This is a genomic window from Candidatus Avelusimicrobium luingense (genome assembly GCF_902757105.1).
GTDB classification, from domain to species: domain Bacteria; phylum Elusimicrobiota; class Elusimicrobia; order Elusimicrobiales; family Elusimicrobiaceae; genus Avelusimicrobium; species Avelusimicrobium luingense.
This window is the reverse complement of the sequence record NZ_CACVTK010000002.1, coordinates 196089-209415: the sequence shown is the minus strand read 5'-3', so window position 1 is coordinate 209415 and position 13327 is coordinate 196089. Positions and strand designations below refer to the sequence as shown.

Genomic DNA, 13327 nt, shown 5'->3' with positions numbered 1-13327 from the left:
CATCATTACGATGGGGGGCATCGGCTCGCGCTTTCGGGCGTGCGGATACCGTCAACCCAAATATATGATTGAAGCCAAAGGCAAAACGCTTTTTGAGTGGGCGCTTATCAGTTTGGACGGTTTCAAAGAGCAAGCCTGCCGCTATACATTTATTGCCTTAAAGGACGAACAAACCGACGTAGAAAAATTTATTCGCGAAAAGTGTACTTTGTTAGGTATTTCTTCCTATCAAATTATTGTGCTGGATCAATTAACCGATGGTCAAGCCACTACTGCCTTGTTGGCCGCCCGCTATTGGAAGGCAGAAAACGCGCTACTGATTTATAACATTGATACGTATGTGCAGCCCGGTGCGATGAACAGCGCACAACTCAAAGGCGACGGCTTTATTCCTTGTTTCCAAGCCCCGGGAACGCATTGGAGTTTTGTGCGGTTAAATGATAAAGGGGAAGTGGCGGAAATTAAAGAAAAAGAACGTATTTCCGATCATTGTACATTAGGAGCCTATTATTTTAAGACGTGTAAATTGTATGAAGAACTCTACCGCCAATTTTACACGCGCCCGCAAGCGTTAAAGGAAAAATACGTGGCGCCGTTGTATGATTATTTACTTCAAAAAGGCGGGAAAATTTATATTACCGATATCCCTTCCTCGCAAGTACACGTGTTAGGCACTCCGGAAGAATTGGAGCAATTTCTACATGAATAAATTAGTACGGCAAGGTGGCATTTTTATAGGTGTTAGCGGTATCGGGTGGCTGTTAGATTTTGCGCTCTATACATTGCTGGCGTTTTGTGCCGTACCGTTATTTTGGTGTAACATCTGCGGGGCGTTTGCCGGTATTTCCTTTGTGTTTATTTTTTCCACGCGTTATATTTTCAAAAGTCACAGTGCCCTGCCGTTATGGGTGAAATATGTGTTGTATGTACTGTATCAGATAGTGCTTGTGTGTAGCGTTTCGTGGTTGCTGGTACGGATTCATGGGGTATTGCTGGCAAGCGGATTATTACCGCAAGCCGCCTTGGCCATAGCCGCTAAAATACTCATTACTCCCATTACGCTAGTGCTTAATTTTCTCGTCTTAAAGCAATTGATTGAAAAGATGTAGGTTAGTCGGCTTGGCGTAAGTCTGTTTGCTGTATGGCTTGCCGTAGCGGCAAGATGAACGGCGCCGAAACCGATAATTCGTCTATGCCCATCTGTAAGAAAGTTTTAGTTAATGTTCTGTCGGCAGCCAGTTCTCCGCAAATTCCCACCCATTTTCCGGCAGCATGCGCATTTTTGGCCGTTAAGGCAATCAATTTGAGTACGGCCGGGTGGTGTGTATCGGTAAAAACCGATAAATTCTGGTTTTGACGGTCTAACGCGCAGGTATATTGTGTTAAATCATTGGTTCCGATACTAAAGAAATCTACTAACGGGGCCAGTTCATCACTAATAAGTGCGGCGGCGGGGGTTTCTATCATAATTCCCGTTTGGATATTTTCATCAAAAGCAATACGGGCTTGACGAAGTTCCTGTTTGACTTGCGCCAATATATTTTGGGCTTGTTGAACTTCGGACACCGAGGCAATCATCGGATACATAATAGCCGTTTTACCAAAGGCCGATGCGCGCAGTAAAGCACGCAGTTGGGGTTTGAATAATTCCGGACGAGTTAAACACAACCGAATAGCGCGCAACCCAAGCGCCGGATTTTCTTCATCGGGCAAATTAAAATACGGAGCGGTTTTATCCGCACCGATATCTAAGGTGCGGAAAACAACGAGTTTGCCTTGCATGTGTTGGACTACGTCCCGATAGACGTTAAAAAGTTCTTCTTCCGTGGGATACGTGGCGGATTTTAAGTACAAAAATTCCGTGCGAAATAAGCCGATACCGCGCGCATCGGCTTGGAGTGCATCGTGTAATTCTTGCGCGGTACTGACGTTAGCATAAAGTAATACCGACCGCCCGTCTTTGGTTTGGTCGGGCGTTCCTTTGAGTGCTTGTAAAGCCGCTTGTTGTTTCTGTTGGGCTTGTAACTGCTGTTGGGCTTTTTTAAGAGTTGTAGTGTCCGGATCAACGGTCAAGGTGCCGTGTTCTCCATCTAAAATAACCGTTTGTCCGTTGACTAATGATAACACTTCCGGCCCCATGGAAACGATGGCCGCCAGCCCTTTGGTGTGTGCTAAAATAGCCGCGTGTGAATTGGCCGTCCCTTTGGCTGTTACAAAACCTAAAATATATTTTTCGTCAAAAAGTACAATTTGGCTGGGAGTTAAATCTTCCGCTACAATGACAGACGGCGTTTGTAATGAATCCGGTGTATCTGTTTTGCCGCATAAAATACGCACTACCCGATGCGAAATATCTTGCACATCTGCGGCGCGGGCTTTCATATAATCGTCGTCCATTTGGGCAAAAAGTTGGGCAAATTTTTCACCCGTTTTTTCTACGGCATAGGCGGCATTATAGGTATCGTTATAAATAAAATCGCGGACACTTTGCAAAAAATCTGCGTCGTCTAACATGAGTTGGTGAATATCAAAAATAGCGGCGCTTTCTTCGCCGTTTTTATCTAATGTTTTTTGATAGAGTTGGTGTAATTCTGCTTGGGCTTGGCGGCGTGCTGTGTCAAAACGGGCATATTCATTTTCCGGTTCCGTAATATGCGCAGCGGTAACGTCACATGTGGCCGGGCGAAAAACATATACCGGCCCGATGGTTAATTGGGGGAAAACGCCTAAACCCTGAAGTTGTTTCATACTTTTAGAAATTTTCTTTTAAGCACGCTTCAATAGCGCTGGCGGCTTGTTCTTCGTCTTCGCCTTCTATATGTAGGGTGACGGTATCGCCTTGCTTGGCGCCCAATGCCATGACGGAAAAAATACGTTTTAAGTCACCCACTTTGTCGGCCTTGGTAATACGGATTGTGCTTTTGAAGGTGTTGGCCTGTTTAACTAAAATACCGGCCGGGCGGGCGTGAATGCCAGCCGGATCTTGGATAACATAGGTAAATTCTTTCATACATTCTCCTTATTTTCCCGCAGGGAGCGGCTTTTTAAGTAGGGCCAGTAATGCCATACCGACTAAAGCCCCTACTCCTAATGATACTATAAAAAGAGTGGCGTGCGTCATAATTCCTACCACAAAAATACCACCGTGCGGCGCTGGTAAGCCGCAACCAAAATACATGCTCAGTGCCCCCGCTACGGCAGAACCTAACGCACAGGAAGGAATCACGCGTAACGGGTCGGACGCGGCAAACGGGATAGCCCCTTCGGTAATAAACGATAGGCCCATGACAAAATTCCCGGCAGTTGTTTGACGTTCTGCGGGAGTATAGCGGTTCTTAAAGAACAAGGTGCTTAGAGCAATCGCCAGCGGCGGTACCATGCCGCCCGCCATAACGGCAGCCATAATTTCGTATTGTTGGCTGACTAGCGCCGCCGTACCGAAAACATAAGCGGTTTTGTTAATCGGGCCGCCGAAATCAATAGACATCATGCCCCCTAATACAAACCCTAATACTACTTTACTACCGGTGCTTAAATTGGCCAAGAAACTGTTAATAGCCGTATTAAACCAAGCCATGGGTGGATTGATGATAAAGGCCATAATAGCCCCGATAGCCAAAATCCCTACAACGGGGTAAATGAGTACGGGTTTAATACCTTCCAGCGTGGCGGGCAAACGGTTGCAGAGTTTTTTCAAGCCGAGCATGAGATACCCGGCAATAAATCCGGCGGCCAACGCTCCTAAAAAGCCGGACGGTTGCCATAATTCTTGCGGTAAATAGCCTGAAAATCCGGTTTTGGCGAGTAATCCGCCTACGATACCGGGCATTAAAGCAGGGCGGTCTGCAATGGACAGGGCAATATATCCGGCTAAAATCGGGAACATCATACTGAACGCAAGTCCGCCGATTTGGTTTAAGAAAGCGGCCAGCGGTGTTCCGGTGCCAAATTGCGCCGTAGCGGTATTTTCTCCGTCCACCAAAAAGGAGAGCGCAATTAAAATGCCGCCACCGATAACAAACGGCAACATATGGGATACCCCGTTCATCAGATGTTTATAAATTTTACGCCATGCGTTATCTGTTTGTGTTTCTACCGAGCGTACCGATTTTTCTGCATGAAAAATAGGGGCCTCACCTTGCACCGCGCGGGTTAATAATTCGGCGGGGTGGTGGATGCCTTCGGCTACTTGTGTAAAGATAACTTTTTTACCGTCAAACCGAGCGGTTTCTACCGTTTTATCGGCGGCAACGATAATGGCTTTGGCTTGTTCAATTTCTTCGGCACTTAATGCATTTTTTATGCCGCTGGATCCGTTCGTTTCTACTTTGAGTGAAATGCCCGCTTTTTTAGCGGCTTTTTCCAAGGCTTCGGCGGCCATAAATGTATGGGCAATTCCGGTGGGGCACGCAGTAACGGCTAATACATCATAAGTAGCGGACGTCGCCGGAGCCTTCGGCGTTTCTGCCGGATAAGCGGCCTGTTCGGTGCGGTCAATTTCTTGTAAAAATTCTTCGGGCGTTTTAGCGGCTAGCAGACGGGCACGGAAATTTTCGTCCATCAGTAAGGTGGAGAGCCGGCTTAACATATCAATATGAGTATTGGCGGCATTGTCCGGCGCGGCAATTAAAAATAGTAAGTGCACAGGCGCACCGTCTAACGAATCAAATTCTACACCGTTCGGTACCGTCATGGCGGCTAAACCGGGCCGCGCGACGGCAGCCGTTTTGGCATGAGGAATAGCAATTCCTTCCCCTACGCCGGTACTGCTTTCTTGTTCACGGGCAAAAACGGCTTGTCGGTATCTTTCCAAATCGTTCAAATTCCCTTGCGCATGCATGAGTTGGGTAATTTGGATGAGGGCGTCTTGTTTTGTGGTACAAGTCGCTCCTAACCGGATGGCGGTAGGGGTAATTAAATCGGTAATTTTCATGCTGTTTTCTCCTGTGGTATAAAAGCCAAAATGTCTTTTTTCTCCGGAAGCCATTCGTTCATCACGCAGGCTCCGCCGGCGGCAACGGCCCATTGTAAAGCAACATCATAACGGTGTGTATGGAGCCAACCGGCTAAAAATCCGGCTACCATGCTGTCACCGGCCCCGACCGAATTGACTACCGGGCCGGTTAATGTCACGGCAGGCGCGCGCAGGACTTGTCCTTGTTCGGTCAGGAGCAAAGCCCCGTTTTCGGCACAAGATACCAACACGTTTTGCGCGCCTTGTTCTTGGGCTTTGCGGGCATACTGCAAAAGTTCTTCTTCGTTTGAAATAGTTACCCCGAACAGATGCGCAAGTTCGGCGGCATTGGGTTTAATCAAAAACGGGCGGAAAGGCAAGGCGGCTTTTAATAACGGACCGACGGCATCTACTACACATAATACTCCGCGCGGTTGCAGTTGCGCAACGATGCGGGCATAGACATCGGACGAAACTCCGGCGCTGACGGCCCCGGATAGAACAAGCACGTCATTGGGTTGGAGTTGGTTTAATTTATGAAGTAAATTTTCTATATACGGGGCGGGAACTTCGGGCCCGCGTCCGTTGACATCACTTTCTTGGGTAGATTTGATTTTGACATTGATGCGGTTTTGCCCCTGGGACAGTGAAATAAAATCTACTCGGGGTAAATGACCGCGCAACATAGACAAAATGGTTTCTCCGGTATATCCGGCCTTGAAACCCAAAGCAGTGCACGCATGCCCCAGCCGTTCAAGCACTACCGCTACATTGATTCCTTTGCCACCGGGGAAAATCACTTCCCGTTCGGCCCGGCTTACACCCCCAACGTTGAGAGTGGGGAGAAACATCACATAATCTAAAGACGGATTAAAAGTAACTGTATAAATCATAAATAGAGCATCCGGTTAAGAAACCTGTGCTACATAGATTATATCAATTCTATAACTCCGAACAAGTATTTTTTAGAAGTAGATGGGAAAAGTTTATAACCGGCTGCGCCCGCGGGTCAGTTGCAAGTGATATTCCCACAAATTTTCGCCCCCGCGCGGGAAAGCGCGCCGTAAAGAAGATTTCCCTTTCCAAGGCCAGGGGTTAACCCCTTTTTGGGTGCTAAAATCAAGCAGGTATCCGGCTTTTAATATGAGCGGACGCACACGTTTATCAAATCCGCCTGCACCAAACGGATAACAAAAACTATATACGGGAGTGTGGAGTTTTTCTTCCAAAACGTGTTTGCTCTTAATAACTTCTTGCTCAATTTCTTCGTCGGATAAACTGCGTAGCCGCCGATGTGAACAGGTGTGCGAGCCAAATGAAACAAGACCGCTTTGTTTCATTTCGTTTATTTGTTCCCACGTTAAATAACCGGGGGTACCGATACTATCTGTAATCAAAAAAATAAGCGCGGGTATTTGATATTTCTTAAGCAAGGGGAAAAGAGTCGTGTAGTTATCCGCGTGGCCGTCATCAAAGGTTAGTAAAACAGGTTTTTGAACAGTTGTTTCCCCGGTTTTATAAGCGTGTACGATTTCTGCTTCGCTAACAGCCGTATAGCCGTTTTGTTTCAAAAACAACAGTTGTTTTTCAAACAGTTCCGGCGAAACGGAAAACGGATCCGCCCCGTCGGGTGTTTCGGGTAACGGACGGATATGGTGATACATAAAGGCAACCAGTCCGCGCCGTGGTGGCCAATACCAGGTGCGGCGCAAGGCCGGATATTTCCAAAAGAAATAAATGATACCTACCAGGAGTAACGCCCAAGCCCAACTCATTTAGATTTTTGCTCCAGTTGCCACAATTTCATATATTTTACAAAGACGTAATAAGTGGAAAAGGTCGCCCATAAAAGCCCGCGTACGCCATCTAAAAAACCCAATTTGATAACATAGCGTTTCAAAAACTCAAATGGCAACCGGAGAAGCAGACTGCATAAACAAAAGCGTTTACCGTTTTTGTGCATTTGTTCGGCGGCGAGAGAAGTGTAAGAATTGAATTTCGTAAAATACGCTTCTATGGTATCATACGAAAAATGATTGACGGGGTTTTTTAAACAGGCAATCTTCCCGCCGATTTCTAATCCTTCGTGTACAAGTCCGCCGACATACCGGGCCTGTTGCGTGCGTACTAAACGTAAATGTTTTTCTTTGTTTAAGCCGCTAAAGCGCATTTTTTGGCCTAAAAAATAATTGCAAAACGGAAGTTCGTATCCGGCGATATTTTCATTTTGTATGGCTTGGGTAATTTCTTCTTTAAGTGACGGACTTAAGCGTTCGTCCGCATCTAAATTTAGCGCCCAAGGGCTAGTCACTTTAGAAAGCGCAAAATTCTTTTGATTGGTAAACCCGTCAAATTTACGCTGAAAAACTTGTGCTCCTAATTCGCGGGAGATTTTTGCGGTGTCGTCGGTGGAAAAGTCATCAATGACAATAATTTCGCGTACCAGCCCGCGGGTGCTTTCTATGCACGCCGCAATACGGTGTGCTTCATTATGCGCGATAATAAAAAGTGAAATAGGCGAAGTGTTTTCCATACAAAAGTTGTATAAAAAAATGGGGTGGATGACGAGATTTGAACCCGCGACCTCCGGTTCCACAGACCGGCGCTCTAACCAGCTGAGCTACATCCACCATAAAATTCGGTACTATATTTTACCAAATTAAATGAGTTCGGGGCAACTTGCCCTATAAAACTGAGACGAATTATTTTTTGTTTTTGCGACGTTTGCGCGCAAACGTTTTTGTTTTGCGTTTGACGTTAAGCCAATGCTTCTTGAAAAACCGGGCTAGGCCTCCACGCGATGTTTCGCGATAATCATGGTGCATATCAAGTCCTGTTTGCATCATGGTGGCAAGTACGTCATCATACGAGACGCGGTTGTCGCCGTCGGACATGAGCGCATACGTTGCACAATCTAACGCGCGCGACGCGGCCAGCGCGTTGCGTTCAATGCACGGAATTTGCACCAGTCCGTCCACCGGATCGCACGTTAAACCTAAGTGGTGTTCAAGCCCCATTTCGGCGGCATACGCGATACGGCAGTTGTCGCCACCTTCCAATTGGCACGAAGCCGCCGCGGCCATGGCGCACGCTACGCCGACTTCGCCTTGGCACCCTACTTCCGCTCCGGAAATAGAGGCGTTCGTTTTGGCTAAATTGCCCATCAGTCCGGCGGTGGCTAACGCGTGCAAGATGACGCTATCGTCAAATTCATAAATTTCTTTGAGTAGGCGGCAGACAGACGGTACTACGCCGCACGAGCCGCAAGTTGGCGCGGTTACGACTTGTCCGCCCGAAGCGTTTTCTTCCGCGCATGCAAGCGCGTAAGAAAATAAATTGTTGATACGCCGCACATATCTCGGCGAAGTTTCCGCTTTATATAAGTAGCGTTGGGCTTTACGTTCTAAATTAAGCGAGCCGGGCAAAACGCCGCGTTTTTGAAGTCCGCGGTTCATGGTATCTTGCATGGCTTGCCAAACGGTTTTTAAGTAATCCCAAATTTGTGTACCTTCACATTCTTCCACATACTGCCACAAGAGCATTTTATGTTGGGAAGTATAATCCAAAATTTCTTCCATGTTTTTATGCGGATAAACCGATTGGCGCGGCTCGTCAAAATTATCATCGGTGCGAATTTCTCCACCGCCTACGCTGTAAACGGTTTGGGTGCCCAATATGTGTCCGGCTTGGTCTAACGCTTCTAATTTTAAAGCGTTGGGGTGACGCGGCAAAAAAGTGTTGGGCTCCCATAAAATAGTAACGGGTTTAGGATAAAATGCTTCTTTGACGGTAAAATCGGTCAAGTGGCCTTTGCCGGTAGCGGCCAGCGAGCCGTACAACGTTACCCGCAAAGAGACGGCTTGCGGATAGGTGCGGTTGAAGTTTTCAGCCGCTTTGCGCGGGCCCATCGTGTGACTGCTGGACGGCCCCATACCGATTTTATACAGTTCTTTTAGAGATTCCATATTAAAAATGATATCATAATTCTATGATTTTCGTATCGGTGGTATTGATTGCTTTAAGTTTATGCATGGACAACCTAGCCGTAACGGTTGCCGCCGGGTGCGCCGCGCGCGGGCACGTCCCGTGGCGAGATGAACTTAAAGCCAGCAGCGCTTTTGCTTTAGCACATTTTATTATGCTTAGCGTGGGGTGGCTGTTAGGTATAGAGGTAGGAAAACTGCTCCATGCCTATGCGGTATGGGTGTCGTTTGGCGTGCTTATATGGATAGGCGGACATATGATTTGGGAAGGCCGCCCGAAAACCGAGCCGGAAGAAACCTTCCGCTCGTGGGATATTAAATCATTAGTGTTGTTGGCGGTAGCCACCAGCATAGATGCGTGGCTGGTGGGTATGGGGCTCGCCCCGACGCAAATGCCTTGGGGATTGATGGCCGCAACCATGGTAGTATTTGTATTTATAACAAGTTGGATCGGGTTTTATTTCGGCATGTGGCTTGGAAAAAAATTCGGGCAACGTATGGAAATGGTGGGGGGAGTGGTGTTAATCCTGCTCGGTGTAAAGTTGTTGCTTGAAGGGCTGGGCATTTGGTAGAATGCAGGTATCTTAACTAGCGAGGTGCGTATGGGTATTATATCGGTAATTATTATTTTTATTTGTATTTGCGTAGATAATATGGTCAGCGCTAACATGTCTGCCATGAATATCACCACAGACAGAAGTGTTTTCTCTATTAAACTGGCATTGTTTTTTGCCGGATTTAATACGTTGGGCTTTGCGCTTGGATATATTATCAGTATGATTTTCTTTCGCAATTGGGTGTATTTTGCACACAACTGGGTGGCATTTGCGTTCTTGTTGTTACTCGGTATTAAATTTATGTTAGAGTCTATTGAAAAATCACCGAGTTTCCGCACCACCGAAGTCGGCAACACCTCTAAACTGTTAAAAGTATCTTCGTTAATTGGGTTCAATGCGTTTTTGGTGGGATATGCCGCCGAAACAATGGATACGGCTTTCTTCCCGCAATTTGTCTTTTTAGCGCTTATCACATTTGGTATGACGTTATTGGGTTTTCACTTGGGCAACCCGAATTCCAAAACGATTGCCAGTAAAAAAGTGGAACTTGTTGCCGGAATTATTTTAATTGTGATGGCGGTTAGATTGATTATTGTGTAGCGGATATTTTGTTTATTAAAAATGCGGACAAACTTTTTGGGTTTGTCCGCTTTTTTTGTCCTTTTTCAGAAAATGCTTGACATTGTTTTTTTTTTTGTTATATTTTATAAAAAGATACAAATCATTAAAAAAGGAGTCCTTGTATGAAAGAACAAATACCGAGCCATTTAGAAGGTTTTACATTAATAGAATTATTAGTGGTGGTTTTGATTATTGGTATTTTAGCAAGCGTGGCGTTGCCACAATATCAAAAAGCGGTGGAAAAAAGTAAAGCCGTTCAAGCCCTTGCATTACTTAAAAGTGTAGGAGAAGCCGGGAAAGTGTATTACTTATCTTCGGGTAATTGGCCAAGCAATTTAGATGATTTGGATGTAGATATTAAGATTCCATCATGGACGGGAAACACCCGCGTATGGATTTCAAATTATCAAAATGTTTATGCCGGAACCGATTGGAATATTGTATTTTCTAATGATAGTGCCAAAAATATAGCTGTTCGTATGGAACGTCTGACTGGGCCATATCGTGGCGGCTCATTTCAATGGCAGTGGTCCAAGCAAAATTCTTTGACGGATGAACAAGTCCCTTTAGATGAAATTTTATGTATAGAAGAACCTGTGTTCGCAAAAGCGGCTGGAAGTTATTGCCAAAAAATATTTAACGGTGCAAAAACTTCTTACCCTCACGAAAGAGTATATAGATTGCCTTAATTTATCCCCGTCTGTCTAATACGTAGTAACTGCCTTGGGTGTGTTGTTTGGCAAGACCCTTAAGTTCCGCTCCGATGTGGCTCACGCGCGCAAACGATTCTAACGGGCGTTTGGTGTTATGCACAATGCCGATACCGATAGCCAAAAAGTTGAATTTTTCGGCTTCTCCTTTGCGGTTATGCCCTAACATAAAACCTTGTTGGCGGTCTTCTTCGTTATAAAACGATGGGGCGACTTCATCAATGCGGCGGGTAATTTCTTGGGCAATTTTTTCCGCATATTCAAAGGCGCATACGATAATAAAATCATCCCCGCCGATATGCCCTACAAAAGCATTGGGATCTTGTTTGGCGGCTTGTACTAAAATATCAGCCGTTGTTTTTAACACGCGGTCGCCCGCTTCAAAACCGTATTTATCGTTAAACGATTTGAAATTATTTAAATCGCAATACAGCACCGCAAACGTTTTTCCGCTGGCAATTTCGTTTTCCACGCGGGCTTGTATGGACGGATTTCCCGGCAAGCGTGTAAGCGGGTTGCAGTCCATTTTTTGTTTGTTACGTTTAAGCAGTAACCGCACGCGCGCAACGATTTCGTCTTCGTCGGCGGGTTTGGTTAAATAATCGTCAATGTCCATACCGAGCCCTTCTAATTTGGTGTTTTTTTCGGTATTGGCGGTAAAGATGATAATAGGTGTATGCAAATAACCGGTGCGGCTGCGGACTTCCTGCACCACTTCAAACCCGTTCTTTTTGGGCATTTCATAATCCAAAATCAATAAATCGGGGTTTTCTTTGTATGTTTTTTCAAGGGCTTCTTGTCCGTCTTCGGCTTCAATGACGGTAAATCCGGCATTAGTTAAAATTTCGGATACTAAAAAGCGAATAGCGTGTGAATCGTCGGCCAGTAAAATTTTTGCATTTTCCATAGTGCTTTTATTGTAACATTTTCCGCTTACGGTTTGTAAATAAATGAAAGTAAATTTTGGCGAACGTGGTCGCGCCGCCACGAAAAGAAATTTTTTTCATCACCGCAAGTGCAATAATAGGGCGTTTTAATGTCATTGGGCGACAGGCCCGCTTCTTGCAACTGACTAATAATTTCTAAATTCAAATTGACAAAAATTTTTCCGTTTTTGCGGTGCAAACTGGTGGGGGAAAATTGCGCGGCTACATCTTCTTGCACTTCAAAACAACATACTTGAATATGCGGTCCGATCCACCCGAAAATTTTGCCGCAAAGTCCTGTTTGTTTAAGCGCTTGCGCTGTTTTGAACGGTAATTTTTTTACTACGCTTCGCCACCCGCAATGGGCCAATGCAAAGGCTTTGCCTTGTTCGTCAAATAAAAATAGCGGAGCGCAATCGGCAGTTTGAATAGCCGCCCCCCAACCGGAAACGGTAAGCAGCCACGCATCGGCATCTGCTTCGGGCGCATTTACCAAACGGGTGGCCTCTTGTTCGCTTGTGATAGAAATAAGCGTGTCGCTATGAATTTGATGAAAGTGTAAAATCTTTTCGGAAGGGATAGATAAATCAGTATAAACGGCATTTTGCCGGGAGATATCGCGCATATCGCCGCGGTGACGAGAGAGCGTTCCGCCAATTAAACCTGCCGATAGTAAACGGTTGTCGGTATATATGGTCATGCGTTTAATTTTTTTAAGCGGACCGTGCCGATGTCATCTGCTAGCAAACAGGAAGCCAAACGTTTGAACCGGGCGGGGTCATCACTGGCATAAACAGTCAGTTTGCCGCGCCCTGTGGTGGCTTGTTGGTGATGCGTGTATAAAAATTCTTGTGCGGCTTGCGCCAATGTTTCGGCTGAATCTACCAACTGTACTTTGGGGCCGAGAATATCCGCAATCACTTTTTTAAGTACCGGATAGTGCGTACAACCTAAAATGACGGTATCGCATCGGTGGCGGATAACAGGGGCTAAATATGTTTGCGCCACTAACCGGGTAGCGGGAGTGTTAGCCCAATTTTCTTCCACCAGCGGAACAAATAAAGCACAGGCTTGTTGGATAATGTTTGTACGGGGGCGGTATTTCAAAATGGCTTTAGGGTAAGCCTCGCTCTTAACGGTGGCTTCCGTTCCCAAAACGGCTACTTTGCCGTTGCGGGTAGTTTGGGCGGCTTTTAACGCACCCGGTTCCAATACGCCAAGTACCGGCACGTGGCATTGTTTGCGCAGTTGCGTAAGTGCCAATGCCGAGGCGGTATTACACGCCACAATAATCAGTTTAACGCCTTGCTCTTCTAAAAAACGGGCAATGTCTAACGAAAAACGGGTAACAGTTTGTTTGGATTTAGAGCCGTAAGGTACGTTGGCACTGTCCCCGAAATAAATTAAATCTTCGTGCGGCAACGTGTGGCGCACCGCCTGTAAAATCGTTAATCCGCCCAGGCCGGAGTCAAAAATTCCAATGGCTTGTTTCTTCATGCTTATATTATATGAATTATTTACCGGACTTGCTGACGAAAAAAATATCCGATAAGCGGTAATTTTGTGCTAGAATATC

General features: G+C 46.0%; 15 protein-coding genes and 1 tRNA gene. 5 read left to right on the top strand and 11 right to left on the bottom strand.

The features are described 5' to 3' along the window. Positions 1-10: 10 nt before the first annotated feature. Both ACQY3H_RS02485 and ACQY3H_RS02480 read left to right on the top strand, forming a co-directional pair. Positions 11-709, top strand: a complete 699-nt coding sequence (locus ACQY3H_RS02485; RefSeq protein WP_428074815.1) for a glycosyltransferase family 2 protein — start codon at positions 11-13, stop codon at positions 707-709. Beyond that, positions 702-1109 carry a GtrA family protein gene (locus tag ACQY3H_RS02480; RefSeq protein ID WP_428074512.1) on the top strand — a complete coding sequence of 136 codons (408 nt, stop codon included), beginning with the start codon at positions 702-704 and terminating at the stop codon, positions 1107-1109. The genes ACQY3H_RS02485 and ACQY3H_RS02480 overlap by 8 nt, the downstream gene beginning before the upstream one ends. A gap of 1 nt (position 1110) precedes the next feature. On the opposite strand, the gene ptsP is transcribed toward ACQY3H_RS02480, so the two are convergent. The 8 genes from ptsP to ACQY3H_RS02440 all read right to left on the bottom strand — a co-directional run bounded on the left by ptsP (position 1111) and on the right by ACQY3H_RS02440 (position 8919). Beyond that, entirely contained in the window at positions 1111-2748 is a 1638-nt protein-coding gene (gene ptsP / locus ACQY3H_RS02475; RefSeq protein ID WP_428074510.1) for a phosphoenolpyruvate--protein phosphotransferase, read from the bottom strand. A gap of 4 nt (positions 2749-2752) precedes the next feature. Beyond that, on the bottom strand, positions 2753-3010 hold the full coding sequence (locus ACQY3H_RS02470; protein WP_428074508.1) for an HPr family phosphocarrier protein: 258 nt from the start codon (positions 3008-3010) through the stop codon (positions 2753-2755). A 9-nt stretch (positions 3011-3019) separates the two neighbouring features. Then, positions 3020-4933 (bottom strand): PTS fructose transporter subunit IIABC, encoded by a 1914-nt coding sequence (locus ACQY3H_RS02465; RefSeq protein ID WP_428074506.1) that lies wholly within the window; start codon positions 4931-4933, stop codon positions 3020-3022. Next, on the bottom strand, positions 4930-5847 hold the full coding sequence (locus ACQY3H_RS02460; protein ID WP_428074504.1) for a 1-phosphofructokinase family hexose kinase: 918 nt from the start codon (positions 5845-5847) through the stop codon (positions 4930-4932). Before ACQY3H_RS02460 ends, ACQY3H_RS02465 begins: the two co-directional genes overlap by 4 nt. A gap of 93 nt (positions 5848-5940) precedes the next feature. Next, the gene (locus ACQY3H_RS02455; protein ID WP_428074502.1) at positions 5941-6729 is read right to left on the bottom strand and encodes a polysaccharide deacetylase family protein; all 789 of its coding nucleotides are present in this window, start codon (positions 6727-6729) and stop codon (positions 5941-5943) included. Further along, entirely contained in the window at positions 6726-7487 is a 762-nt protein-coding gene (locus ACQY3H_RS02450; protein ID WP_428074500.1) for a glycosyltransferase family 2 protein, read from the bottom strand. Before ACQY3H_RS02450 ends, ACQY3H_RS02455 begins: the two co-directional genes overlap by 4 nt. A gap of 20 nt (positions 7488-7507) precedes the next feature. Further along, a tRNA-His gene (locus tag ACQY3H_RS02445) sits at positions 7508-7584 on the bottom strand. Positions 7585-7656: 72 nt separating this feature from the next. Beyond that, positions 7657-8919: an L-serine ammonia-lyase gene (locus tag ACQY3H_RS02440; RefSeq protein WP_428074498.1), complete on the bottom strand. Its 1263-nt coding sequence runs from the start codon at positions 8917-8919 to the stop codon at positions 7657-7659. Positions 8920-8942: 23 nt separating this feature from the next. Between ACQY3H_RS02440 and ACQY3H_RS02435 the strand changes: the two genes are divergently transcribed. The 3 genes from ACQY3H_RS02435 (at position 8943) to ACQY3H_RS02425 (ending at position 10804) form a co-directional block, all read left to right on the top strand. Continuing rightward, positions 8943-9509, top strand: coding sequence for a manganese efflux pump MntP family protein (locus tag ACQY3H_RS02435; protein WP_428074496.1), 567 nt, complete (start codon positions 8943-8945; stop codon positions 9507-9509). Positions 9510-9539: 30 nt separating this feature from the next. Continuing rightward, positions 9540-10094 (top strand): manganese efflux pump, encoded by a 555-nt coding sequence (locus ACQY3H_RS02430; protein WP_428074494.1) that lies wholly within the window; start codon positions 9540-9542, stop codon positions 10092-10094. Between the two features lie 143 nt (positions 10095-10237). Next, on the top strand, positions 10238-10804 hold the full coding sequence (locus tag ACQY3H_RS02425) for a type IV pilin protein (RefSeq protein ID WP_428074492.1): 567 nt from the start codon (positions 10238-10240) through the stop codon (positions 10802-10804). Position 10805: 1 nt separating this feature from the next. On the opposite strand, the gene ACQY3H_RS02420 is transcribed toward ACQY3H_RS02425, so the two are convergent. The 3 genes from ACQY3H_RS02420 to murI are packed head-to-tail and all read right to left on the bottom strand — an operon-like array spanning position 10806 to position 13248. Further along, a complete protein-coding gene (locus ACQY3H_RS02420; protein ID WP_428074490.1) occupies positions 10806-11732 on the bottom strand; it encodes a GGDEF domain-containing response regulator in 927 nt (308 codons plus the stop codon). Positions 11733-11758: 26 nt separating this feature from the next. Then, the gene (locus tag ACQY3H_RS02415; protein WP_428074488.1) at positions 11759-12451 is read right to left on the bottom strand and encodes a polyphenol oxidase family protein; all 693 of its coding nucleotides are present in this window, start codon (positions 12449-12451) and stop codon (positions 11759-11761) included. Next, entirely contained in the window at positions 12448-13248 is an 801-nt protein-coding gene (murI, locus tag ACQY3H_RS02410) for a glutamate racemase (protein WP_428074486.1), read from the bottom strand. Before murI ends, ACQY3H_RS02415 begins: the two co-directional genes overlap by 4 nt. Positions 13249-13327 lie beyond the last annotated feature (79 nt).

Bases quoted from the DNA above. Each gene is read 5' to 3' on its own strand.
- ACQY3H_RS02485 (WP_428074815.1), top strand. From the start codon at position 11: ATGGGGGGCATCGGCTCGCGCTTTCGGGCGTGCGGATACCGTCAACCC.
- ACQY3H_RS02480 (WP_428074512.1), top strand. From the start codon at position 702: ATGAATAAATTAGTACGGCAAGGTGGCATTTTTATAGGTGTTAGCGGT.
- ptsP (WP_428074510.1), bottom strand. From the start codon at position 2,748: ATGAAACAACTTCAGGGTTTAGGCGTTTTCCCCCAATTAACCATCGGG.
- ACQY3H_RS02470 (WP_428074508.1), bottom strand. From the start codon at position 3,010: ATGAAAGAATTTACCTATGTTATCCAAGATCCGGCTGGCATTCACGCC.
- ACQY3H_RS02465 (WP_428074506.1), bottom strand. From the start codon at position 4,933: ATGAAAATTACCGATTTAATTACCCCTACCGCCATCCGGTTAGGAGCG.
- ACQY3H_RS02460 (WP_428074504.1), bottom strand. From the start codon at position 5,847: ATGATTTATACAGTTACTTTTAATCCGTCTTTAGATTATGTGATGTTT.
- ACQY3H_RS02455 (WP_428074502.1), bottom strand. From the start codon at position 6,729: ATGAGTTGGGCTTGGGCGTTACTCCTGGTAGGTATCATTTATTTCTTT.
- ACQY3H_RS02450 (WP_428074500.1), bottom strand. From the start codon at position 7,487: ATGGAAAACACTTCGCCTATTTCACTTTTTATTATCGCGCATAATGAA.
- ACQY3H_RS02440 (WP_428074498.1), bottom strand. From the start codon at position 8,919: ATGGAATCTCTAAAAGAACTGTATAAAATCGGTATGGGGCCGTCCAGC.
- ACQY3H_RS02435 (WP_428074496.1), top strand. From the start codon at position 8,943: ATGATTTTCGTATCGGTGGTATTGATTGCTTTAAGTTTATGCATGGAC.
- ACQY3H_RS02430 (WP_428074494.1), top strand. From the start codon at position 9,540: ATGGGTATTATATCGGTAATTATTATTTTTATTTGTATTTGCGTAGAT.
- ACQY3H_RS02425 (WP_428074492.1), top strand. From the start codon at position 10,238: ATGAAAGAACAAATACCGAGCCATTTAGAAGGTTTTACATTAATAGAA.
- ACQY3H_RS02420 (WP_428074490.1), bottom strand. From the start codon at position 11,732: ATGGAAAATGCAAAAATTTTACTGGCCGACGATTCACACGCTATTCGC.
- ACQY3H_RS02415 (WP_428074488.1), bottom strand. From the start codon at position 12,451: ATGACCATATATACCGACAACCGTTTACTATCGGCAGGTTTAATTGGC.
- murI (WP_428074486.1), bottom strand. From the start codon at position 13,248: ATGAAGAAACAAGCCATTGGAATTTTTGACTCCGGCCTGGGCGGATTA.